The sequence below is a fragment of the Acinetobacter sp. NEB 394 genome (assembly GCF_013374795.1).
GTDB classification, from domain to species: Bacteria; Pseudomonadota; Gammaproteobacteria; order Pseudomonadales; family Moraxellaceae; genus Acinetobacter; species Acinetobacter johnsonii.
Genome location: NZ_CP055277.1, coordinates 2592031 through 2614249 on the forward strand (window position 1 = coordinate 2592031; position 22219 = coordinate 2614249).

At 40.4% G+C, this 22219-nt stretch carries 22 protein-coding genes, 3 pseudogenes and 2 other annotated features; of the genes and pseudogenes, 3 read left to right on the top strand and 22 right to left on the bottom strand.

Annotated features, from left to right (window positions below; translation table 11 throughout):
* The first annotated feature begins 49 nt into the window (after positions 1 to 49).
* Positions 50 to 586, top strand: a complete 537-nt coding sequence (locus HUK62_RS12455) for a DapH/DapD/GlmU-related protein (protein WP_125281858.1) — start codon at positions 50 to 52, stop codon at positions 584 to 586.
* Positions 587 to 853: 267 nt separating this feature from the next.
* Here HUK62_RS12455 and HUK62_RS12460 read toward each other — a convergent pair.
* The 15 genes and pseudogenes from HUK62_RS12460 to HUK62_RS12530 all read right to left on the bottom strand — a co-directional run.
* Positions 854 to 1519: pseudogene (locus tag HUK62_RS12460) on the bottom strand (IS5 family transposase); the annotation flags it as partial.
* A 35-nt stretch (positions 1520 to 1554) separates the two neighbouring features.
* Positions 1555 to 2789, bottom strand: a protein-coding gene (locus HUK62_RS12465; RefSeq protein ID WP_176538023.1) for an IS3 family transposase whose coding sequence is annotated in 2 segments (ribosomal slippage) — positions 1555 to 2513 and positions 2513 to 2789 — 1236 coding nt in all. Because the reading frame shifts where the segments join, the coding sequence is not laid out codon by codon here.
* Positions 2398 to 2514 (bottom strand) — a sequence feature (AL1L pseudoknot). Its footprint overlaps the gene before it by 117 nt.
* 53 nt (positions 2790 to 2842) lie before the next feature.
* Complete coding sequence (gene arsH / locus HUK62_RS12470; RefSeq protein WP_016659428.1) at positions 2843 to 3547, bottom strand: arsenical resistance protein ArsH; 705 nt, start codon at positions 3545 to 3547, stop codon at positions 2843 to 2845.
* 9 nt (positions 3548 to 3556) lie between these two features.
* Positions 3557 to 4597: an ACR3 family arsenite efflux transporter gene (gene arsB / locus HUK62_RS12475; RefSeq protein WP_161416981.1), complete on the bottom strand. Its 1041-nt coding sequence runs from the start codon at positions 4595 to 4597 to the stop codon at positions 3557 to 3559.
* Positions 4598 to 4608: 11 nt separating this feature from the next.
* The gene (locus HUK62_RS12480) at positions 4609 to 5079 is read right to left on the bottom strand and encodes an arsenate reductase ArsC (protein WP_017395154.1); all 471 of its coding nucleotides are present in this window, start codon (positions 5077 to 5079) and stop codon (positions 4609 to 4611) included.
* 6 nt (positions 5080 to 5085) lie between these two features.
* Positions 5086 to 5406: a metalloregulator ArsR/SmtB family transcription factor gene (locus HUK62_RS12485; RefSeq protein WP_004988477.1), complete on the bottom strand. Its 321-nt coding sequence runs from the start codon at positions 5404 to 5406 to the stop codon at positions 5086 to 5088.
* 195 nt (positions 5407 to 5601) lie between these two features.
* Positions 5602 to 5841, bottom strand: coding sequence for a thioredoxin family protein (locus HUK62_RS12490; RefSeq protein WP_004988479.1), 240 nt, complete (start codon positions 5839 to 5841; stop codon positions 5602 to 5604).
* An 18-nt stretch (positions 5842 to 5859) separates the two neighbouring features.
* Positions 5860 to 6882, bottom strand: a complete 1023-nt coding sequence (locus tag HUK62_RS12495) for a permease (RefSeq protein ID WP_176538024.1) — start codon at positions 6880 to 6882, stop codon at positions 5860 to 5862.
* A gap of 56 nt (positions 6883 to 6938) precedes the next feature.
* On the bottom strand, positions 6939 to 7373 hold the full coding sequence (arsC, locus tag HUK62_RS12500; RefSeq protein ID WP_004988483.1) for an arsenate reductase (glutaredoxin): 435 nt from the start codon (positions 7371 to 7373) through the stop codon (positions 6939 to 6941).
* A 409-nt stretch (positions 7374 to 7782) separates the two neighbouring features.
* Positions 7783 to 8118: a carboxymuconolactone decarboxylase family protein gene (locus HUK62_RS12505; protein ID WP_004988488.1), complete on the bottom strand. Its 336-nt coding sequence runs from the start codon at positions 8116 to 8118 to the stop codon at positions 7783 to 7785.
* Positions 8119 to 8173: 55 nt separating this feature from the next.
* Positions 8174 to 8569 carry a rhodanese-like domain-containing protein gene (locus tag HUK62_RS12510; RefSeq protein ID WP_004988491.1) on the bottom strand — a complete coding sequence of 132 codons (396 nt, stop codon included), beginning with the start codon at positions 8567 to 8569 and terminating at the stop codon, positions 8174 to 8176.
* Positions 8570 to 8669: 100 nt separating this feature from the next.
* Positions 8670 to 9452: a sulfite exporter TauE/SafE family protein gene (locus HUK62_RS12515; RefSeq protein ID WP_176538025.1), complete on the bottom strand. Its 783-nt coding sequence runs from the start codon at positions 9450 to 9452 to the stop codon at positions 8670 to 8672.
* 65 nt (positions 9453 to 9517) lie between these two features.
* On the bottom strand, positions 9518 to 10390 hold the full coding sequence (locus HUK62_RS12520) for an MBL fold metallo-hydrolase (RefSeq protein WP_125281767.1): 873 nt from the start codon (positions 10388 to 10390) through the stop codon (positions 9518 to 9520).
* Between the two features lie 2 nt (positions 10391 to 10392).
* Positions 10393 to 10809 carry a DUF6691 family protein gene (locus HUK62_RS12525; protein WP_106986400.1) on the bottom strand — a complete coding sequence of 139 codons (417 nt, stop codon included), beginning with the start codon at positions 10807 to 10809 and terminating at the stop codon, positions 10393 to 10395.
* Position 10810: 1 nt separating this feature from the next.
* Positions 10811 to 11227 (bottom strand): YeeE/YedE thiosulfate transporter family protein, encoded by a 417-nt coding sequence (locus HUK62_RS12530; protein ID WP_005400072.1) that lies wholly within the window; start codon positions 11225 to 11227, stop codon positions 10811 to 10813.
* Positions 11228 to 11347: 120 nt separating this feature from the next.
* Here HUK62_RS12530 and HUK62_RS12535 point away from each other — a divergent pair, with 120 nt between their 5' ends.
* Together HUK62_RS12535 and HUK62_RS12540 are read left to right on the top strand one after the other, a co-directional pair.
* Positions 11348 to 11659: a metalloregulator ArsR/SmtB family transcription factor gene (locus HUK62_RS12535; RefSeq protein WP_004984482.1), complete on the top strand. Its 312-nt coding sequence runs from the start codon at positions 11348 to 11350 to the stop codon at positions 11657 to 11659.
* Between the two features lie 192 nt (positions 11660 to 11851).
* Positions 11852 to 12564: pseudogene (locus HUK62_RS12540) on the top strand (IS5 family transposase).
* A 169-nt stretch (positions 12565 to 12733) separates the two neighbouring features.
* On the opposite strand, the gene HUK62_RS12545 reads toward HUK62_RS12540, so the two are convergent.
* The 7 genes and pseudogenes from HUK62_RS12545 to HUK62_RS12575 all read right to left on the bottom strand — a co-directional run bounded on the left by HUK62_RS12545 (position 12734) and on the right by HUK62_RS12575 (position 22208).
* Entirely contained in the window at positions 12734 to 13447 is a 714-nt protein-coding gene (locus HUK62_RS12545; protein ID WP_004984479.1) for an ABC transporter ATP-binding protein, read from the bottom strand.
* Complete coding sequence (locus HUK62_RS12550; protein ID WP_176537261.1) at positions 13440 to 14663, bottom strand: ABC transporter permease; 1224 nt, start codon at positions 14661 to 14663, stop codon at positions 13440 to 13442. The genes HUK62_RS12545 and HUK62_RS12550 overlap by 8 nt, the downstream gene beginning before the upstream one ends.
* Positions 14660 to 15886 carry an efflux RND transporter periplasmic adaptor subunit gene (locus tag HUK62_RS12555; RefSeq protein WP_026070342.1) on the bottom strand — a complete coding sequence of 409 codons (1227 nt, stop codon included), beginning with the start codon at positions 15884 to 15886 and terminating at the stop codon, positions 14660 to 14662. Before HUK62_RS12555 ends, HUK62_RS12550 begins: the two co-directional genes overlap by 4 nt.
* Positions 15887 to 16260: 374 nt before the next feature.
* Positions 16261 to 18945: pseudogene (locus HUK62_RS12560) on the bottom strand (type I restriction endonuclease subunit R); the annotation flags it as partial.
* A 32-nt stretch (positions 18946 to 18977) separates the two neighbouring features.
* A protein-coding gene (locus HUK62_RS12565) for an IS3 family transposase (protein ID WP_176537340.1) occupies positions 18978 to 20197 on the bottom strand; the annotation gives its coding sequence in 2 pieces (ribosomal slippage) (positions 18978 to 19921 and positions 19921 to 20197; 1221 coding nt in all).
* Positions 19806 to 19922: a sequence feature (AL1L pseudoknot), on the bottom strand. It overlaps the preceding gene by 117 nt.
* A gap of 132 nt (positions 20198 to 20329) precedes the next feature.
* Positions 20330 to 20941, bottom strand: coding sequence for a recombinase family protein (locus HUK62_RS12570; protein ID WP_154772545.1), 612 nt, complete (start codon positions 20939 to 20941; stop codon positions 20330 to 20332).
* A gap of 361 nt (positions 20942 to 21302) precedes the next feature.
* Entirely contained in the window at positions 21303 to 22208 is a 906-nt protein-coding gene (locus HUK62_RS12575; protein ID WP_176538026.1) for a hypothetical protein, read from the bottom strand.
* Positions 22209 to 22219 lie beyond the last annotated feature (11 nt).

Genomic DNA, 22219 nt, shown 5'->3' on the forward strand with positions numbered 1-22219 from the left:
CAGCGTCAAATCAAGTAAAATCGCGCATTCAACCTATGAGTTCTTTTCCATGTTAGTTCAATTGATTTTGAGTGATTTATATCGGTATTGTGGCAATACGAAATTAAGTTCATTTCTCAAAACTTATTTGTTTAATCGTGGTTTTAACTTTAGCGTTTGGTTACGTCTTTCGGCTTCAAAATCGTGGATCGGCAAACTGGCCTATCCTATTTTTTATTATAAGAAGAAGAAATACGGAATCGATATCCACTGCACCACAAAAATTGGCTATGGCTTGTTCATCGGTCATGGGGGACCTTTGATTGTCAACCCAACTACTGTGATTGGAAACAATGTCAACCTTTCTCAGTTTACAACGATTGGTGCCAATGGCGGTCGGCAGGCCGCTGTAATTGGCGATAATGTATATATTGGCCCAAATGTCTGTATTATCGATCATGTTAAAATTGGCGATAATGCCACCATCGGTGCAGGGAGTGTAGTGACCAAAGATATTCCTGATAATGCAACAGCCGTAGGTAATTATGCAAAAGTTATCCACTATAATAATGCTGGAAACTCAGTAAATAGACGTTGGCTGAATTGAAAATAAAAATAACATCAGCATAATTTAATCAACTTAGCACTCTATAAATAAAACACAGACTGACAATTTTTATACTTCGTGAATTTTAAGACATAATATGTTGGTGTTGTATTTAAAAAGCTCATGACTACGAGAAATTAGGTTAGGGTAAATCTTCGTTTTTGTTCGATGAGTAAAATAGAGGTACATCATGACCACGATTAATATTTCAGACAGGCTTTGTTGCACAAAGATTTGAAATGCAAAGCGCCCCTAATTGAGCCAAATTTAAGGCGTAACTTGGGTAAGTGGTCGACCTAATTCCGTAAATCTGTTAAGGACTGCTACACGTGCATGGATCTCATTCACTTGGCTATCAAAACTCCTTGCACTGAGTTTATCTCCTAATAATTTGATGCAATGCATCTTAGTTTCAACCAAACTTCGACGATGATAGCCTGACCATTTTTTCCATAGTGTCCTGCCTAAACGTTTAATTGTTCGAAGTAATTCATTTCGCTCTAGCGAGCTACTCTTTGTATCTTTCCATGGTTTCGCATTTTTTCTAGGTGGAATCACCGCATGCGCTTGCCGATCTGCAATGACCTCACGGCATTGCTTGGTGTCATAAGCTCCATCGGTATAAACACAGTTAATCTGCTCATCTTGTGGAATCTGATTAAGTAAATCACCAAGCACCTGTGAATCACTGACATTGGTTGTAAGCTGAACTGCTCGTATTTGTAGGGTTTTAGCATCTATACCAATATGAAGTTTACGCCATTGGCGACGATATTCAGGTCCATGTTTCTTGCATTTCCATTCGCCCTCACCTAGAAACTTCATGCCTGTAGAGTCCATGAGTAGATGCAGCCCATCGCTACTTTTTTGGTAGCTGATTACAATATTAATATGCTTTTGTCTTCTACAAAGCGTGGTGTAATCTGGAGCTGAACCGTACCGGGTTTGTCGGAGACTTTTTATTTAAGTTAGGCCACCTGACCTAACGGGTTAATCTTATCATAGTACATTGCTTCAAAATCAAAAGGCGATACATAACCCAGTGCACTGTGTACACGCTTTTTATTGAACCAATCTACCCAGTTTAGTGTCGCAAGTTGTACATCTGCTAAACCTTGCCAATCTGCTTTTAGATATTCAATCACCTCTGTTTTGTATAAGCCATTCACCGTTTCAGCCAAAGCATTATCGTATGAGTCACCCGTTGTACCGACTGATGCTCGTAAATTTGCTGCTTCTAAACGATTGGTATAGCGAATGGAAAGATATTGCACACCTCTGTCGGAATGATGAATCACATTCTTTGGCATGCCTCGATCGTGCAATGCTTGCTCAAGTGCATCGAGTACCATATCTGTATTCATCCGTGTAGATACTTTCCATCCAACAATTGCTCGTGAGAACACATCAATAATAAAGGCGGTATAGACCCAGCCTGAATTTGTTTGAATATAGGTAAAGTCAGCAACCCACAAGTGATTAGGCTGATCAGCTCTAAAATTCCGTTTCACCAAGTCAGGTGCTCGTTTTTGGTCATCTCGGCTACGGGTGGTTTGTTTGTTCTTACCTCGCCAAACACCTTGTATACCTAGCTTTTTCATTAATCGAGCAACAGTACAGCGTGCAATAATATAGCCTTCACGTTTCAGTTTTTGCCAGACTTTACGTACACCATATCGACCTGAACTTTCCTTCCAAATTCGTTTAATCTCCTCAGCATGATGCAAGTCATGTAAATCTCGCTTTGCTCGATGTTCCCTTGCGAAGCAATGCTTCTCATCGCAGAGATCTAGAGTCCGGTAATAGGTTGAAGCTGCGATCGGTAAAATTCTACAAATCGCATCAACACCATATAAGTCTTTATTGTTATGGATGAAATCCACCATTATTTGTGTGGGCGGTCGAGCTCCGCCTGGGCGAAAAAAGCGGCTGCTTTACGTAGAATTTCATTGGCACGCTTTAATTCTTTAATTTCACGTTCCATTTGCTTCATTTTTTCTTGATCAGATATCTGTTGTACTTTAATAGGATTTTGCTGATCTAAATGCTTTTGATGCCAGGCACGAAGTGTTTCAGGAGTACAACCAATCTTAGGCGCAATTGCTGTGATTGCAGCCCAAGTAGAAGGATAATCTTTTTCAGATTCAATCAATAATTGAACCGCTCTTTCTCTGATTTCAGGGGTATATTTTAATTTTGTCATCGGGGTAGTCTCTCAGAATATTGACTCTCCGACAAACCCGGTACGGTTCAGCTTTAAAGATTACGCTGATTGACTCGTTTAGACAGTTCTTCAGCCGATTCTTTTCGCTCCGAATAACGGTTGGTCAAATAGGCACTCTGACCGCGAGTCAGCAAAGTAAACTTGTATAGCTCTTCCATTACATCAACAATACGATCATATAGCGATGAAGGCTTCATCCGTCCTTCCTCATCAAACTCCAAAAAGGCTTTAGGAACAGAAGACTGATTTGGAATCGTGATCATCCGCATCCAGCGCCCAAGAATTCGCATCTGGTTTACACTGTTAAAAGACTGTGATCCACCGCTCACCTGCATCAAAGCCAGTGTTTTACCCTGCGTAGCACGAATTGCTCCTCCAGCAAGTGGAATCCAATCAATCTGTGCTTTGAAGATTGAGCTCATCGAACCATGCCGCTCAGGCGAACACCAAACCATGCCTTCAGACCAAGCCAACAATTCATGCAGCTCTTTAACCTTTGGATGTTCCAGATCACCATCTTCAGGTAAAGGTAAACCTTTGGGATGAAAGATTTTAACCTCACAACCAAAACGCTCAAGAATTCGCCCAGCTTCCATCACAGCTAGGCGGCTATATGAACGCTCTCTGTTTGAGCCATATAGCAATAAGATACGTGGTGGGTGACTTAGTTCTTTAGCCTGCACTTCCGCAAAAGTTGGTGTCGGTAAAAGATCAGATTCAAGATTAGGGAGTGTCATCTTTGCCTCTTAAGAATTTGGATAATATTTTTTCTTCAGCCACAAGGATACGCTAACCAGTGCAATCAGCACGGGCACTTCAACCAATGGGCCAATAATCGTAGTAAAGGCAATTGGTGAAGCCAAACCAAAGGTAGCAATCGCAACGGCCAACGCTAACTCAAAATTGTTACCTGCTGCGGTAAATGAAATTGCAGTGGTTTTGGGATAGTCATTCCCCATCCACTTACTCATGAAAAAGCTGACAAAGAACATCACGACAAAGTAAAGCGTCAATGGAATTGCAATCCGCAACACATCCATTGGCAAACTCACTACATCACCGCCTTTCAAGCTAAACATGGCTACAATGGTGAATAACAAGGCCAATAAGCTGAGTGGACCAATTTTGGGTAGAAACTGATTCTGATACCAGTCCAGACCTTTGGCTTTCACTAAAGATAGACGCGTCAGGAAGCCCATCAGGAATGGAATCCCCAAGTACATAAGGACAGCATTGGCAATGGTCCAGAAATCAACATTGATGACATTCCCTTCTATCCCAAAAAATGGCGGCAGATAGGTCAGGAAGAACCAGGCATAACTGCTAAAGAACAGAATCTGAAAAATGCTGTTAAATGCGACCAATGCAGCACCGTATTGATTGTCCCCGCATGCCAGTCCATTCCAGATCAGTACCATGGCAATACAACGCGCCAAGCCAATCAGAATCAGACCTGTCATGTATTCTGGGTAATCACTCAAGAAGACTATCGCCAATACAAACATCAGCACTGGCGCAATCAGCCAGTTCTGAATCAGAGAGAGCGCTAATGTTTTTTTATCCTGAAATACTTTGGGCAAAGCTGCATAATCTACTTTGGCTAATGGTGGATACATCATCAAAATCAAACCAATCGCAATTGGCAAGTTGACTGAATTTACACTCATTGCGTCCAATGCGACGGATGCTTGTGGAAATACCACCCCAATCGCAACACCCAATGCCATGGCCACAAAAATCCATAGCGTCAGGTTGCGATCCAAAAAGGATAATCCTGGTTTAGACATGATCTGCTCGCTTAAAGATGGGAAATTTGATTGATTTCAGCAATAAGCTGATGACGGCTCATGTGATGGGTATCTAATGCAAAAAGTGCATCTAAGCGTTTGTTGATATGTTCTACAGTACTTAAAAATGCCTGTAATTTTTCTTGTTCAGGCAAATCTAAATGTGATGGATCAGATAGACCCCAATGTGCTTTGATTGCTCCTCCTAAATACAACGGACAAGCTTCTTGTGCTGCCGCATCACACACGGTGATGACGACATCGGGCTGATACTGTTCACAGGCATCAATCGTTTTACTCGACAAACCTTCGGTAGACAACCCCAGGTTCTGTAAAGTCTGAATGGTTAACGGATGAACTTGGCCAGAAGGTTTACTTCCAGCGCTATAAGCTACCCAACCTTCAGGCGCTCGACTATTAAACAGAACTTCAGAAAGAATACTGCGACAACTGTTACCCGTGCACAGAAACAAAAATTTCATAAAAACTTACTCGCAATGGCTCTGAATCGATAGAGCTGAGGGATCAAATAACACGGGAACATTGCTACGTTTAAGTGTATTCAGAATTTCAAAGCACCATTCAGGTAGTTGTGGGTTAAGACTGTAATACACCCACTGCTTTTGCCGACGGTCATTCAGCAAACCACTTGATCTTAACAGGGCTAAATGCCGTGAAATTTTTGGTTGGCTTAACTGGAGTTTATCTGTCAAATCACAAACACATTGCTCTTCGTTTTCTGCGATAAGCATGACAATACTGAGACGTGTTTCATCAGATAAACATTTAAAAAACTGAACGTGGTCCATAACTACTCCCATTCTATTATGCAAATATACACATATCCATATATTCAGTAAAGAGTACTCATTATAAAAGTATACCCATATCCGTATATGCTTGCCAGAAAGGGAAAAATTTAAAACTTCTTAACATCTCAAGACACAAATAAAAAAGACCCGTGGCTTATGCCACAGGTCTTTTTTACAGTTTTCCACATACACTTATTTATTTTTTTCAATCAACTCCACAATGGCTTGTGGTTCCAAAACTTTGCCACTTGAAACGATTTGATTATCTATGATCAGACCTGGCGTACTTAACAACCCTGTTTCAGCAATTTGCATCATATCAGTTACATATTCAATTTCTGCCTGAACACCCGTGCTTTTTACAGCTTCTTCAGTTGCAGCCAATAAGGCTTTGCATTTACGACAACCTGTTCCTAAAACTTTAATTTGCATCTTTATTCTCCACACTTTTTATAAAAACCAATAACCCAAAGTATTCAGGGTATAACCAACAATCAAGATTCCCACAAAAACGATCCCTACAAACAGGCTCAATAAACGGGTTTTCACCACTTGTTTTAACAAGATTAGCGATGGCAGAGAAAGTGCGGTGACCGCCATCATAAACGCTAAAACCGTCCCCAAGCCAACGCCTTTAGTCACAAGTGCTTCTGCAATCGGCAAGGTGCCAAAGATATCCGCATACATTGGCATTCCGACAATCGTGGCAATCAGTACGGAATACCAGTGTTCCTGACCAAGTAAGACAGTAATCCACTGCTCAGGAATCCAGTTATGAATTGCCGCACCAATCCCGACACCTATCAAGACATAAAGCCAGACCTTACTAAAAATGTCTGTCACCTGTTCCCAAGCAAATGTACGCCGCTCTTTTGCAGTCATGCTGAAATCTTCATCGTCACCTGAGATTGTTTGATGATGAGCCACAAATTCAGCCACATACTTTTCCATTTTCAAGTAGCTGATTAATGACCCGCCGATGACTGCCAGCACTAATCCAAGTAACACATAGACCAATGCAATTTTCCAGTTAAAGATACTCGCCAATAAAATAATTGAAGCCAAGTCAACAAGTGGTGATGAAATCAGAAAGGAAAAAGTGACGCCTACCGGAAGTCCTGCACGGGTAAAACCAATAAACAACGGAATCGAAGAACATGAACAAAATGGAGTAATAGTACCGAGTAATGCCCCCATGATATTGGCTTTGATTCCTGTCATCCGACCTAAAATCAGCCGAGTACGTTCTGGAGGGAAATAGCTTTGAATATAAGATAATGTATAGATCAACACTGAAAGCAGAATAAAGATCTTGAATACATCATAAATAAAGAAATGGACACTACCACCCAACCGGGTTGCAACGGATAAACCAAATACATTTTCAACGAACCAGCGCACCCCATCCGAGAGCCAGGTCATTTTAAGTAGAACATCATTTAACCAAGCAAAAATTGCGACAATGTTCTCCATTTAGATCTCCTGCTCTACACTGATACAAAGTCCAACAGCGTTAGGGGTCTCACCTTTTATTTTAAGCGTCTGCCTTGCTCATCAATGATGACTTCACCATCTTCTTTAGCGAAAGCTTTTAATTGCGGCAAAGGTAGAATATCTAGCACTACTTCAGATGGGCGACATAAACGAGTGCCCAAATCTGTCACGACCAAAGGACGGTTAATCAGGATGGGATGTTCAAGCATAGCATCAAGCAATTGCTCATTTGTCCAGTTCGCATCGTCTAAATTAAGTTCAGTATAAGCATCTACATTTTTGCGTAACACATCACGAACACTTAAACCAGAGTCCTGAATCATTTTAATCAGCTGATCTTTTGATGGTGGCGTAATCAGATATTCAATTACTTCTGGTTCGATCCCCGTGTTGCGAATAAGCGCCAAAGTGTTACGAGACGTGCCACAGGCAGGATTATGGTAAATTTGAACTTTTGGCATTTGATCCATGAGTATAATCTCTTAAACAGACAGCTTTTTATATATGAATATTCGAATATACGCAATATGGAATATATGATTAACTACAAGTACCAATAAATAAGAAAAGCTCCTGAATCAATCAAAAACCTCCCATTTAGGTATTTCTGAAACGGTGTCAATTAAATTAAGAAGCCAAAGCTTCTTTTCGGATTCTCAACTCACATTAGGAACATCCCTCATCTAACAAACTGATCCTAGCCAAATAAAGGATATTCCTCCCCTCACCCTCTGCTATAGCAAGAGTTTTTCCCACAATTGGAACCTGATCTGCTATCTGTTGAATAAAATGATTGGGCGAAATGCCATACAGATCCTGTATTTGCGAATAAAGATTATCCCAGTGCTGATTCATATCGTTTCCCAATGATTGAAAAAATTAAGCTGTGAATTCTTTAAATGCTTCCAATGCATTAGCGGCATACATCAATGAAGGACCGCCCCCCATATAAACTGCAACACCAAGCACTTCCTCTAATTCTTGCAATGTCATTCCCATTTTGACTAGGGTTCTGACATGAAAACCGATACATCCATCACATCGTGCTGCAACACCAATCGCTAAGGCAATCAGTTCTTTTGTTTTAGGATCAATAACACCATCTCGCATTGCAACTTGTGACAATTGATTAAAACTTTTCATTAAATCAGGAGAATCCTGCGCTAATGTCTTTAAACTGCCTGAAATATTTTGAGTTAATTCTTTGTACTTCATGATTTTCTCACTTGAATGTCCATAAACTTAAGTTAGACTTAAAATAGAAATCTAGTTATTTCTCTACTGGATAACCCTGCTCTAGCCATGCTTGGAATCCACCCTGAACAGATTTCACCTGAGTAAATCCCATATTCTGTAAAGTATCTGTAGCCAGAGCTGATCGGCCACCCGTCCCACAAATCAAATAAATCGGCTGATCTTTAAGATATTCTAGTGCTTGCAAGGTATCGCAATGATGGCTCGCCACAGGATGCTGGTGAATTCTCATTTCTAAAACACCACGAGGATAATTCACGGCTCGGTCTATCGCTGCCGCCTGAAATTCATCCGGTTCCCGAACATCAATCAGAATGGTTTTATGGTTTTTCATGGCTTCAAGTAAGCCGTCTACCGTCACTTCTTGAATTCGGTTTTTTGCCATTGAAATTAATTGTTCTGCTGTTTTCATTACTCTTTACCTCTTCCGATCTTTAGAAATCTGGTCTCTGATTAAATATTCATGTCTTTAAAATGCAGTTTTTAAACTTGGCTCTAATCTCTTGCTTGTATTAAGTTATGATGACTGTAGAAATTAAATAAAATGCTACGCTTATGACAGTTATGGCAAAAACCTTTTGGATTTGACTATTCTTAACTAAAGGCATCAAACTTCGACCAATCAACATCCCAGCCATGCAAGCTAAAACGAAAGTCAGCGTGACCGAAACGGGGTATTGAAAACCATCTAAAATATGAGCTGAAATGCTGACACCACCTATCAGGAAAATAATCATCAACGAGGTCGCAACAATACTGCGCATATCAAGATCAGTTACTTTACTCAGTGCTGGAACAATCACGAATCCCCCACCTACCCCAAGCAAACCAGTCAATAAACCTGCCACGACACCAATGGCACCGAGAGACAATGCAGTTTTCATGTTCCAAATCAGACGACCAGTTGTTTGGTTAACTTTACACAGCACACCTGTATGGTCATTCACTTTTTTAAAAAAAATCCGGTAAGCAACCACGAGCATGACTAAACTGAATGCTAAGGTAAGCCATACAGGAGAAATTATTCCTCCCAGATGCACACCATAACGTGCTGAAGGAATGCTAATCAGTGCAATCCAAAGCGCAGCCCGATAGCGTACTATCTTCTTAAATAAGCCTTCAAATGTTCCAACCAAGGCAGATAAAGTGACTGCAAACAAGCCAACAGGTGCAGCTTGTGCGACCGTCCATCCTTGACTTGCCATCAGTGCGGGTACGGCCAGAATGCCACCACCAGCACCGGTTAACCCAAGCAAACCACCGATGGCCAGTCCTTCAAGTATTAGCATCCACATCGCTACTGCCCCCCTCTATTACCAAACCAATTAAACAAAACTTGTTGTTTAATCTTAAAATTTGCCTATTTGAAGTAATTCAGTGGAAGTTTTAAATAAGAAACACCATTCTCTTCGGGTTCAGGGAATTGTCCTGCTTTCATATTGATCTGTATCGAAGGTAAAATCAGTTTGGGCATACTTAAACCCGCATCGCGCTTATTACGCATTTCAACAAAATCATCTTTGGTCGTGCCGTCGTGAATATGGATATTCTGATTTTTTTGAGTCTGAATATCCGTTTCACACATATAGGTATCGCGCTTTTCTGGCAAATAATCATGGCAGAGAAATACACGTGTTTTCTCAGGCAGTTGATACAAACTTTGTATTGAATCAAAAAGGATTGATGCGCTTCCCTTCGGGAAATCACAGCGCGCTGTTCCATAATCTGGCATGAATAAGGTATCACCCACAAACACGGCATCACCGATGACATAACTCAGGCAAGCAGGCGTATGTCCCGGTGTTGGAATATTATAGGCTTTCAATGTTCCGATTTGGAACGACTCATGATCTTCAAATAAATAATCAAAGAGCTGCTGGGCATTCCATTGTTTAATATCCAGATGATAAATCGCACCAAAGGTTTCCTGTACAATGCCAATTTTCTGGCTCATGGCAATTTTGCCACTTAACTCAGCTTTGAGATATTGTGCAGCAGTCAGATGATCAGCATGTACATGGGTTTCGAGAATCCACTCAACCGTTAAACCCTGCTCTTTAATATAGGCAATAATTTTATCGGCATGAATAGTTGATGTACTTGCTGATGCCGGATCATAATCCAGAACGCTATCAATAATGGCGCAGGCTTTGGTCGCAGGATCACGTACAACATAACTGAAGGTATTGGTATCTTCGTGAAAAAAATCTTTTACTATAGGTAAGTTTGACATCGTTAAGCTCCTGACCATTTACGGTGAATCCATACACCCACCAGCATTGCTACAATAAAATAGAGCACTTGATAGTGGCCCAAACCGATCAAGGTGAAACTTGGCGCCGGACAGATGCCGGCAATGCCCCAACCTGCACCAAATAAAACCGCACCCGTGATCAGCTTCTTATCTATCTGATTATTTTTAGGTAAATCAATAGGTTCATTAAATACTGTTTTCGGTTGTGCCGTACGTAATACTTTCTGGAAAGGAATAAAGGCCACCGCAATCGCGCCCATCATGACAAAGGCCAGACTAGCATCCCAGTCACCAAACAGATCCAAGAAATCGAGTACTTTTTCCGGATTGGACATACCCGATACCATCAACCCCACAGAGAACAGTGCACCAAATAAAAAGGCAAACAGATTTTTCATTTTAGAATGCTCCTGTGATATGACGGATAATATAAACAGCGACAAAACCTGCAAACATGAAAGTCATGGTCGCGATGAAAGAACGTTTAGACATGCGACTGATGCCACAAATTCCGTGACCACTGGTACAGCCCGAACCTAAGCGCGTCCCAAAACCCACCAGCAGACCTGCCACAATCATCATCAGTGGGCTGGCATTCAATTCGATTTCAGGTTGTACAAACAGACCATAAATAAACGGTGTGAGAATCAAGCCTGATAAAAACCAGATTGCAGGTGTTTTAAACATGGTTTTTGAGTTTAATACTTGCCCAATCAAACCACTGATTCCTGCAATACGGCCATTGACGTAAAGATAGCCAACCACGGAAAGCCCGAGCATTAAGCCGCCAATAAATGCGATGAGGAAGTCATGCATGATGAATTAATCCCTACATAATATACTTTTTTATATTATATAATGAAAAATATTAATCAAGCAGTTTTATGGTAAATTATGTAAACTGCACGGGCTACATCAAAAGTTGTGAGGACATTTATGGATATGATTGCTGAAAATGCCAAAATTGATTTTTCTCAAGTCGATTTCGTCAGCCAATGCCTGAAAGTTTTGGCCAATCCTGATCGCCTGAAAATCTTATGTGTCCTGGTGGATGGGGAAATGAATGTTCAGGAAATTGAAGAATCCACTGACATTCATCAACCTACACTTTCACAACAACTGACTGTCCTACGTAAGGCTGACATGGTCAGCACACGACGTGAGGGTAAACAGATTTTCTATCGTCTGAGTGATCCCAAGGTCTTAAGTTTGATGCAAAAGCTGTACGAGCTGTATTGTGCGAATTAATCCGCTTAGTACAGCCAAAAAGAAATGATCAGAAGCAGTAAACCTTTGTTTTTTTTAATACTCTTAATATTGAAAAATCTTGTACTCATTTTTTCTCTAGATTAGGGCTTGTTGAGAATTAACAAAGGCTACTGATTAATTTATAATAGTACTATGGATAGATACATACTTACTGATGCCCAATGGGCAAAAATGGAACCTTTTTGCCTAGGTAAAGTGACCGATCGAGGTCGTAGTGGAAAAGATAATCGATTATTTTTAGAAGCAGTCCTATGGATTGCCCGTACAGGCAGTCCATGGCGTGATCTACCTCCTCATTTTGGTAAATGGAATACCGTCTTTAAAAGATACCGTGATTGGGTGAAAGCTGGTGTATTTGAAAATATTTTTGCATCTGTAAATGAAGATGTTGATTTGGAATACGCCATGATTGATGGAACGATTGTTAAAGTTCATCGACATGGGCAAGGTGCAAAAGGGGGACTTTCAAACAGTCTATAGGTAAATCTCGAGGTGGAATGACCTGTAAAATTCTTGCCTTAGTGGATAGTCTAGGCAACCTTATTAAGTTTCGATTAATGCCTGGTCAATATCACGATTTAGTAGAAACCAAACCTTTAATTGAAGATGTTGATTTTCAAGCATTACTGGCTGATAAAGCATTTGATGCAGATTGGCTCATCCAAGAACTCAATGAACGTAAAGTGAAAGTGGTGATCCCACCTAAATCTAATCGAAAAGTAATGAGAGGATTTGATACGATTATGTATAAATGGCGTCATCTCATTGAAAACTATTTCTGTAAGTTAAAAGAATTTAAACGTATAGCGATGCGTAGTTGTAAAACAGATACGAGTTTTGAAGCCATGATTCAACTGTGCGCGAGTTTAATTAACTCTCGGTAATTATCAACAGACCCTAGATTTAGTGAACTAAATCTGAAAAATATTTTATTCAAATTACACAGGGTTATAATTTATCGATTTACAAGTTTGTTCTTATATCGTGCTAGAATTTTGATGTCTACTCAATGTTTTGAACTGCTTTTACCAGAAGAGTGATCTACATTCCGGCTCATTCCATCTCGTGTTTGGAATCACTCTGAATTCTCCCATCCACCAAATTAATGGTTCGATCACAGGTCGCCGATAATCTAGGATCATGAGTCACCAATAAGACTGCACAGTCATGTTCGCGATGTACTTTACGAAATAATTCAAACATTTCCGCAGCAGTTTGAGTATCCAGATTACCTGTCGGTTCATCGGCCAACAATAGTGCAGGCTGAGTAATCAGTGCACGTGCAATCGCTACGCGTTGCTGCTGCCCTCCAGAAAGCTCATTGGGTTTACGGTCAGCGAACTTATCTAACCCTACAGCGGCCAATAATTCATGGGCATATTGCAACGCAGATTGATCTGGCTTACCTTGCTTCAGCATTAATGGCATGAGTACATTATGTAAGGCAGTAAAAGCCTGTATAAGATGATGGAACTGAAACACAAAACCTATACTATTGCCTCGTAATGCTGTCCGAGCCGTATCATCCATACGGCTTGTAGCCTGCCCCAACAAGTACAACTCACCACGACTAGGCTGATCTAATAAGCCGAGAATATTCAGTAAAGTACTTTTGCCTGAACCAGAAGGACCAATTAATGCAGCAAAGTCATTCCGTTGAATACACAGGTCAATTCCATGTAATACCTCCACTTCATTAGGCTGCCCAACATTGTAAGACTTTCGCAATGCTTCTAAACGCAGTACTTCCTGAGATGGATCAAACATGACGAATTGCCTCCACAGGATCAAGTGCAGCAGCCCGACGGGATGGTATTGCAGCAGCCAAAATACCTGTCACTGTCGCCAAGAATAATGCCGACAAGATAAGCTTGATTGAAATCGAAATATAAAACAAGCCGGGACCAAACTGATTAAATCCCCAGATCAAACCATAACTGACTACACTACCAAGCATCGAACCAAGCAGACCAAAAATTGCTCCCTGAAACAAGAAAACTCTTAAAATTTGTGCTTGTGTCGCCCCCGTCGCACGTAAAATACCGATTTCCCGAGTTCGTTGCACCACACTCACCGACATCACACTGGCAATGCCAAAAGCGACTGAAATCCCTACAAAAACAATAATCATGTTGGTCGAAAGACTTTGAGCGGTAATCGCATTCATTAATTGAGCATTGGTTTCAATCCAGCTTTCTGCTTTTAATCCTGTCAGGCGTCCAACTTGTGAGGCAATTTGATCCGCCTGAAAAATATCCTGAATCGTCAGATCAATCACGGTCACGCCACCTGGCAAATTAAGTAAAGATTGCGCCTGTTTCAAATCCAGATAGACATAGCGCGCATCCAATTCACGCACGCCCAGTTCAAATATTCCAGAGATATTCACCACTGCATTTTTCTGTTGCCCAGTATCTAACCTTAATTTGCTCCCGACTTGCACACCCAAATCTTTGGCCAATTGACGCCCAATTAATACATTATCCGCACTGACTCGTAGTTCACCACTCACCATATATTGCTTTAACGGAATAATTTGTCGATAACGTTCGAGATTGATACCAACCAAAGCAACCGATTGAATCGCCTCTCCACGCTGTACAAATGCAGGACCAGAGACCACAGGAGAAACCGCCGTCAACACGGGCAACTGATCTAAAGTCTCAGTAATCTGCTGCCAATTATTAATAGAGCGTAAGCGTTGCGCACGCTGATCTTCTTGTAACAACTGAAGTGTTCCTGCTGCTGGTGGCACAATGTGATTCACCTCATCTGGTGAAAGCAAACGAATATGCGCCTGCGTCCCTAAAGTCCTTTCTACAATATTCGATTGTAAGCCCTGAATTAAGGCGCTAATGAACACAATGACTGCCACCCCCACCGCGATGCCAATGGTAATCATCATCGACTGTGTGCGACCCTCTCGCAGAAAACTGATTGCGATAGTCCACTCTGTCCAAAGTCGCCCAAAAAAGTTTTTCAATCGAATTTCACCGGTAATTCGTTTTTGCTATTTGTCGGATCCGTTTGACTCTGCAAAACACGTTTAGTTTGCTCTATTCGGACACGAATTCCATCTTTAAGCACTGATTCTGCATCGGTAAGGACGTGATCACCTTCTTTCAATCCAGCTACAACTTCCGACATGACCAAACCACGTAAACCCAGTGTGATGGGATGACGTTGAATTTTTCTATCTCTTACTAAAATAACCATAGCCTTGTTTCCACTTATACTGCTTAAAGCATCATTTGGAATGACCAGGGTTTGCTCGCGCTTGTTGGTTTCAACATTTACCGATACCGTCATGTCTTGACGCAAAAAATCAGGGACTGGATCAACTGTTAATCGAACGTCTACTGTGCCACGTTGAGCATCAATACTTGGGGCAATAAAATTAATATGGGCAGGAAAAGGTTGATCTGGATAGGCATCCGTAATCACTGCTGCTTTTTGTTGTAAAGCCAGCAGTGGTAAATTTCGCTCATCAAATGGCACTCGTATTTCAGTCGCACCATCCAGTGCAATAGTGAACAGAGTCTGACTCGGTTGTACCAAATCCCCTGGCTCAACATTACGGGTTAAAATAATACCTGAAACTTCTGCGCGAATTTTGGTCTTGGCGAGTTGCGCTTGTAATGCAGCGAGTTGTTCACGTAATTTTGTCTCTTCAACTTTATCTGGGGCAAGTGAAGCAACTTTTAATCGAGCTGATTCCAAATTATTACGGGCGAGTTTTTCTGCCTCTATCGATTTCTCCCTTTCCTCTGCTGATAATATTCCTAATTCGGTATTTCGTCTGCGTACCGCCTCTCTTTGAGCCTGTTCTAATTGCACTTTGGCATTCGCTAAATCGAATTCTGCTTGCGGACGTCTAGTGGTTGCGAGTTCCTTTAATTCAGCTTCTGCCTGCCGCACCTGCGCTGAAATTTCATCAGATTTCAGTACTAAAAGAACATCCCCTCGAGAGACCCGATCTCCCTCTTGAACCAAGCGCTCAAGAACAACCCCTGTAATTTCACTACCAATCTGAGTCCGAGATACTTTCTCTACCCGTCCTGAAGCAACAACTGTCTGAATCAATGGACTAGATACGACTTCATAACTAGGTAACAATGGTCCTTGCCACCAGCGATATATAGCAAAACTGACGAGCAAAACCAGTAGTATGATCATGATCCAAGGCTTATAACGGGTAACAAGCAATTCCATTCTCCAAGCCAGATTAAAGAAAAGTTTTTGAATTGAATAATTAATTTCTAGTTAAATATATATGAAAATTTAGTTACAACACACCAAATTAAAAAAGCACACCATTTTTATTAAATTATTTTCTCTTACTGTTATAGTTTTTTCATAATTTTGATTAAAAAACAAACAAAAAATAAACCTATATTTCTATATATTTCATAATCTTATATAAAATAATAACACGTTTTAGACTTTAACATTCCAGCTATCAATAACGTAATACATAGCCATATTTAGTAAAGTAGCTGTGATGGTGACAGATGAACTACCACCTTACTCATTAATAAATCTAAATTTTTATAATTGCTTTGACCCAATTATTACCTCTATTAAAGTCCCACATAAAACTTCTCAATCAACTGTCTTGTTTTTACCATTAAATTGGTTAGCACATTGTCTCGCTCAAACAGCTTCACTTTGAAGTTAGGCAACTCTTTCATTTCTTCTTTACGTGGCAAGCGTTGATTGAACTCGTAATTATCCAAGACCTGTTTCAACACTTCAGGTTTTAGGTTTTCTTTCTCACAGAAATGTTGATAAGCCTGTTGCTTCTCTGTATCCCAGAACTGAGCAAAAGCCACTTGTACGCTTTGCCCATTGATCATTTTTGGCATATTTTCTTCGATGAATTTTTGAATCAAATCTTGCTTATCATGCAAGCTAATATCACTACCCATCATATCATGTACTTGAGCTTCGTATTTCTTACGCTGCTCATCTGTTTCAGCATTCAACGCCATCTGTAACAATGTCAGGATATAACCCACATTAATACGGTCGCTGTGCAGTAAATCCAATTGGAAATCGACATCATCCAGCACCGAGACTTTTTCTTTTTTAGTGGCTTTACGAGTTGCTCGACATAGATCTGCATATTTCGAAGCGAAATTAGCAAAGTGTTGTTTATCTAAAACAGTCTGATCTTGGTCATATTCCACAAAAGTTTGCAGTTGTGCGTTGTAACGCATGACCTCGCGGAATGCCTTGATGAATTCCAGTTGCTGATCTTCAGTCAGCAAATCATCCACGGCTTGATAGTCGGGGGTAATGTTCAGTAATTTTTCGACTGCATCCGCATAATCCTGTTGAATTTCTTCAAAGCTCGGTACCAGTACTGTCTTTCTTGCTTCCTTATTAGAAAACAGGGCCAAGGCTTCATCGGTAGCGCGTTTTAGGTTACGGAAACTGATGATATTGCCAAATGGTTTTTTATCGTTATAGACACGGTTGGTGCGTGAGAACGCTTGAATCAAGCCATGATATTTAAGGTTCTTATCGACATACAAGGTATTTAACGGCTTTGAGTCAAAACCTGTAAGGAACATATTTACCACAATTAGAATATCAATCTGTCTGTTTTTTACGCGCTGTGCAATGTCGCGGTAGTACGCATAAAATTGATCACCAGAATTGTAGTTGGTTTTAAACTGTCGATTGTAATTCGCTATGTAGCGATCTAGCTTATCCCGACTGGATGAATTGACCTGACTTGGAATATCTGCGGCTTCTTCATGAATCAAGCCATTTAAGTCATCAATCGGTACAGCCTCATTTGCAGCATAGGAAAAGATGGTGGCAATAGTCAACGGTTTAAATATCCGACCTTGTGCTTCATCTTCAATTTGCTTTTCAGCTTGGACTTTCTCAAACAAATCGTAGTACTGGGTCAAGGTATCGACTGAACTAACACAGAACATCGCCGTGAATTCACGACTCTTGGTTTTGGTGTCATGTGTCTCAACGATATAACGTGCAATCATTTCCAGTCGTTGCGGATTGTCGTATAGCTCTTGGGTATCAATCCCCTCAACATCATCGTCACAATCAAGATTGTTCTGCATCCCTTTAGCGGTATATTTGCCACGGTAATCAATTTGGAACTGCAATACATTGCGGTCACGTATCGCATCGACAATCACGTATTGATGTAAGCACTGATTGAACAGGTAATCCGTGGTCAGTTTCAAACCTGCTTTGGATTGGCTGTTTTCCTCAAAGATTGGTGTACCTGTGAAGCCAAACATCTGCGCATTGCCAAAGAACTTTTTAATGTTCTGATGCGTGTCACCAAATTGACTGCGATGGCATTCATCAAAGATGAACACCACTTTCTTGTCTTTTAGGTAATTGATGTATTCCTGATAGCGGTCATTACTGATGGCACGATTCAGCTTTTGGATGGTGGTCACAATCAGCTTGTCGTGGCGTTGATCGAGTTGTTTTACCAAAGTATGCGTACTGTCTGTGCTATCCACACTCTCAGCTTTAAAAGCATTAAACTCACGTGAGGTTTGCGTGTCGAGGTCATTACGATCCACCACAAATAAAACCTTTTCAACATCGGGCATATTCATGATGATCTGACTGGCTTTAAATGAGGTCAGGGTTTTGCCTGAACCGGTAGTGTGCCAGATATAGCCGTTCTGATCGGAGTTTTGCACATGCTCCACAATTTTCTGTACTGCATAAATCTGATAGGGACGCAGCACCATCAGGCTTTTGGTGGTTTCTAGCAGCACCATGTACTGGGTCAGCATTTGGGTTAGATGCTGATGATTTAAAAAGGCATCAGCAAAATCAACAATTTCATTGATATGTTTGTTGGCAACATCCGCCCACGGAAAGGCAAACTCGATGCCTGTGGTGCCGTTGGAGTAATAACGAGTATTGGCACCATTACTAATCACAAACAGCTGGATAAAGCCAAACAGCCCTTGCCCTGCCCAATAGGCTTCACGAATATAGCGTTGGGTTTGATTAAAGGCTTCGGCGATTTCCATACCGCGCTTTTTCAGCTCAATCTGTACCAAAGGCAAACCATTGACCAGTAAAGTCACATCAAAACGGCTGGTTCGACCATTAAAATCACGATGATCTACCGTGATTTGATTGGTGACCTGATAGATATTTTTGCTAGGATCATCAGAAAGGAAAAAAAGGTGTTTACTGGTACCATCATCGAACTTGACTGGAAATTGATCCCTGAGATTTTTGGCACGTTCAAACACTGAACCGTACCGGGTTTGTCGGAGACTTTTTATTTAAGTTAGGCCACCTGACCTAACTGGTTAATTTTATCATAGTACATTGCTTCAAAATCAAAAGGTGATACATAATCTAGCGCACTATGTACACGTTCTTTATTGAACCAATCCACCCAGTTTAGTGTCGCAAGTTGTACATCCGCTAAACCTTGCCAATCTGCTTTTAAATATTCAATCACCTCTGTTTTGTATAAGCCATTCACCGTTTCAGCCAAAGCATTATCGTATGAGTCACCCGTTGTACCGACTGATGCTCGTAAATTTGCTGCTTCTAAACGATTGGTATAGCGAATGGAAAGATATTGAACACCTCTATCGGAATGATGAATCACATTCTTTGGCATGCCTCGATCGTGCAATGCTTGCTCAAGTGCATCGAGTACCATATCTGTATTCATCCGTGTAGATACTTTCCATCCAACAATTGCTCGTGAGAACACATCAATAATAAAGGCGGTATAGACCCAGCCTGAATGAGTTTGAATATACGTAAAGTCACCCACCCATAGTTGGTTTGGATGATCAGCATTAAAATTACGTTTCACTAAATCATCTGCCCGTTTTTGGTCATCTCGGCTACGGGTGGTTTTTTTGTTCTTACCACGCCAAACACCTTGTATACCTAGCTTTTGCATTAATCGAGCAACAGTACAGCGCGCAATAATATAGCCTTCACGTTTCAGTTGTTGCCAGACTTTACGTACACCATACCGACCTGAACTTTCCTTCCAAATTCGTTTAATTTGTTCAGCATGATGCTCATCATGTAGATCTCGTTTCGCTCGATGTTCTGGATTGTCAGCGAGATCTAAAGTCCGGTAATAGGTTGAAGCTGCAATCGGTAAAATTCTACAAATCGCTTCAACACCATATCGATCTTTATTGTTATGGATAAAATCCACCATTATTTGTGTGGGCGGTCGAGCTCCGCCTGGGCGAAAAAAGCGGCTGCTTTACGTAGAATTTCATTGGCACGCTTTAATTCTTTAATTTCACGTTCCATTTGCCTCATTTTTTCTTGATCAGATATCTGTTGTACTTTAATAGGATTTTGCTGATCTAAATGCTTTTGATGCCAGGCACGTAGTGTTTCAGGAGTACAACCAATCTTAGGCGCAATTGCTGTGATTGCAGCCCAAGTAGAAGGATAATCTTTTTCAGATTCAATCAATAATTGAACCGCTCTTTCTCTGATTTCAGGGGTATATTTTAATTTTGTCATCGGGGTAGTCTCTCAGAATATTGACTCTCCGACAAACCCGGTACGGTTCAATCTCTTATGCGAAATGGGTTGTGTAACTCCAAAATCTGAATGCGGCGGTGTCCCATTGGGGCGCGTTGAGATAAGCCTCTTTTAGATAACTTTAGCAACTCGATAGACAGTTGCAACTCCACAATTCACTGCTTTGGCAATTTCTTCCTTAGTCATATTGCCAACTGCTAGCAATTCTTTTATTCGTTTATGTTTAGCCTCATTTGCCTTCTTGCCTGTTGGTTTGTAACCCGAACGTGCCAGACCCTGCTTAATACGTTCTATACGTTTCTCATTGTCTAGGCGGGCCATTGTTGCCAGGAGATCAATCAACATATTGTTGATGAGTTCCAGGATTGAATGAGTAATGCTGTCACTGGTTTGAATCATTTGGTAGGTAGTAGGAAGATCTGCTACGACTAAACGAAGTCCCTTCTCCTGAATCCTGCGCTTCAACTCTTGAAAATCCTGTTGGGTTAGGCGTGATAATCGATCAATACTTTCAACCAACAAGGTGTCACCTTGATTTGCTTCTGACAGTAGCTTATTCAATTCAGGTCGATCTAACTTCGTACCACTATAGTTTTCCACGTACACAATGGTTTCGCCCAAATTCAAGTTTTGGTTTAGATCCTGAAGAATCTGCAAAGCCCTTTCTGCATCTTGATCTTTAGTTGAAGCTCGTAGATAAATACGTGTATTCATTTCTATCATTTAATCTTAATTCTATTAGATTAATGATAATACTATCACTTAATTATTGCATCAAGTCTAATGATAGATGTTGTATGCGATTTGGCTCGCTATCATTCAGCTATACTCTTTTGATAAAAAAAGCATGACTAAAAGCCATGCCTTGGGAATTCGTATAACGTGTAGTATGTTAATTTTAAAAAACCTCATTAGTCTTATTTGCGAATTCTTTTAGGCTTAAGGTTTTTAAAATTCTATTAGTGAATCTTTCGATATTATGTAGCAACCGCACAAAAATATAATAATCAATGCCTTAACTAAAAATATAAAGTTGAGTTTGTATTTTTAGTTAAAAAATTGATACTAAGCCTACTCGTATTATTCAAACATCAGATTTTGATATTATATATTCTGATAATAAATCAGGGGATTTCTCGAAAACTTCTTGCGATATTACATTTCGATCTTTAGAAATGAGTTGAACTTTAACTTCATTGTGCTTTACTCCCCAAAATACAAACAAGACTTTGCTATCTGTGGCGTTTGCCAAATCCACTAACACTTGAATCCTACGCTCATCTTGAGTCGCATATTTGTTGAAATATTCATCGGCTATCGGCGTGGTTAAGTTATGTGTTTTAAATTCAATAATTAATTTAGATTTCTCCCCTTGATATACAAATAAATCAATATCCCCTGCAAAAGGATTTTTTTCTTCCGACTTGTCATCATTAGCTAGATAGCACTCCAAGTAGGTCGATGCTACCTTCAAGGGCTTGCTATTACGAAAACTACGTTCTCTAAATGTGTTTATTCTTGCTGCATACTCATTAGCAGAAATAAATTCAAATTTCGCACTATTTAAAGGTGGTGGTTCAATTCTGTATAAAACCATGTATGCTTTATCGGGGTCACTATCTAAATCCTCATAAGGATAACTCCAAGGGATAAATAGGAAGTCAATCCCACAGCCTAATTGTGAAGCTAACAGGCGATAACCTTCCTTTAAAACCTTGATTTCATCAAATTCTAAAAAAATATTTTTATTCTCTGCTATTTGATTAAAGCCCTCATATTGCTCAAAAGAGAACTCCCTTTTGAGCAATAATCTTGTTACGTTCCCATGTATATCCACAATATAGCCATCTATAGATGCCGCCTTAATTTGCGAGTTATCTAAAGTGTTTATAGTATTCATCACATCACTAATGAATGTGTTTCCCATTGGTCGGTAACGGGTTTGTTGGTTCGGGCAAATAATTGGCATTGCTTTAATTAATTTAACCACTTGGTAATCCT

What these genes read in the sequence shown, in the direction of transcription:
- arsH (WP_016659428.1), bottom strand. Translation starts at nt 3,547, where the DNA reads ATGACACTCCCTAATCTTGAATCTGATCTTTTACCGACACCAACTTTT.
- HUK62_RS12485 (WP_004988477.1), bottom strand. Translation starts at nt 5,406, where the DNA reads ATGGACCACGTTCAGTTTTTTAAATGTTTATCTGATGAAACACGTCTC.
- HUK62_RS12535 (WP_004984482.1), top strand. Translation starts at nt 11,348, where the DNA reads ATGGATATGATTGCTGAAAATGCCAAAATTGATTTTTCTCAAGTCGAT.
- HUK62_RS12490 (WP_004988479.1), bottom strand. Translation starts at nt 5,841, where the DNA reads ATGCAAATTAAAGTTTTAGGAACAGGTTGTCGTAAATGCAAAGCCTTA.
- HUK62_RS12480 (WP_017395154.1), bottom strand. Translation starts at nt 5,079, where the DNA reads ATGAAATTTTTGTTTCTGTGCACGGGTAACAGTTGTCGCAGTATTCTT.
- HUK62_RS12525 (WP_106986400.1), bottom strand. Translation starts at nt 10,809, where the DNA reads ATGAAAAATCTGTTTGCCTTTTTATTTGGTGCACTGTTCTCTGTGGGG.
- arsC (WP_004988483.1), bottom strand. Translation starts at nt 7,373, where the DNA reads ATGGATCAAATGCCAAAAGTTCAAATTTACCATAATCCTGCCTGTGGC.
- HUK62_RS12515 (WP_176538025.1), bottom strand. Translation starts at nt 9,452, where the DNA reads ATGTGGATGCTAATACTTGAAGGACTGGCCATCGGTGGTTTGCTTGGG.
- HUK62_RS12520 (WP_125281767.1), bottom strand. Translation starts at nt 10,390, where the DNA reads ATGTCAAACTTACCTATAGTAAAAGATTTTTTTCACGAAGATACCAAT.
- HUK62_RS12505 (WP_004988488.1), bottom strand. Translation starts at nt 8,118, where the DNA reads ATGAAGTACAAAGAATTAACTCAAAATATTTCAGGCAGTTTAAAGACA.
- arsB (WP_161416981.1), bottom strand. Translation starts at nt 4,597, where the DNA reads ATGTCTAAACCAGGATTATCCTTTTTGGATCGCAACCTGACGCTATGG.
- HUK62_RS12530 (WP_005400072.1), bottom strand. Translation starts at nt 11,227, where the DNA reads ATGCATGACTTCCTCATCGCATTTATTGGCGGCTTAATGCTCGGGCTT.
- HUK62_RS12570 (WP_154772545.1), bottom strand. Translation starts at nt 20,941, where the DNA reads ATGATAGAAATGAATACACGTATTTATCTACGAGCTTCAACTAAAGAT.
- HUK62_RS12455 (WP_125281858.1), top strand. Translation starts at nt 50, where the DNA reads ATGTTAGTTCAATTGATTTTGAGTGATTTATATCGGTATTGTGGCAAT.
- HUK62_RS12510 (WP_004988491.1), bottom strand. Translation starts at nt 8,569, where the DNA reads ATGAAAACAGCAGAACAATTAATTTCAATGGCAAAAAACCGAATTCAA.
- HUK62_RS12495 (WP_176538024.1), bottom strand. Translation starts at nt 6,882, where the DNA reads ATGGAGAACATTGTCGCAATTTTTGCTTGGTTAAATGATGTTCTACTT.
- HUK62_RS12545 (WP_004984479.1), bottom strand. Translation starts at nt 13,447, where the DNA reads ATGTTTGATCCATCTCAGGAAGTACTGCGTTTAGAAGCATTGCGAAAG.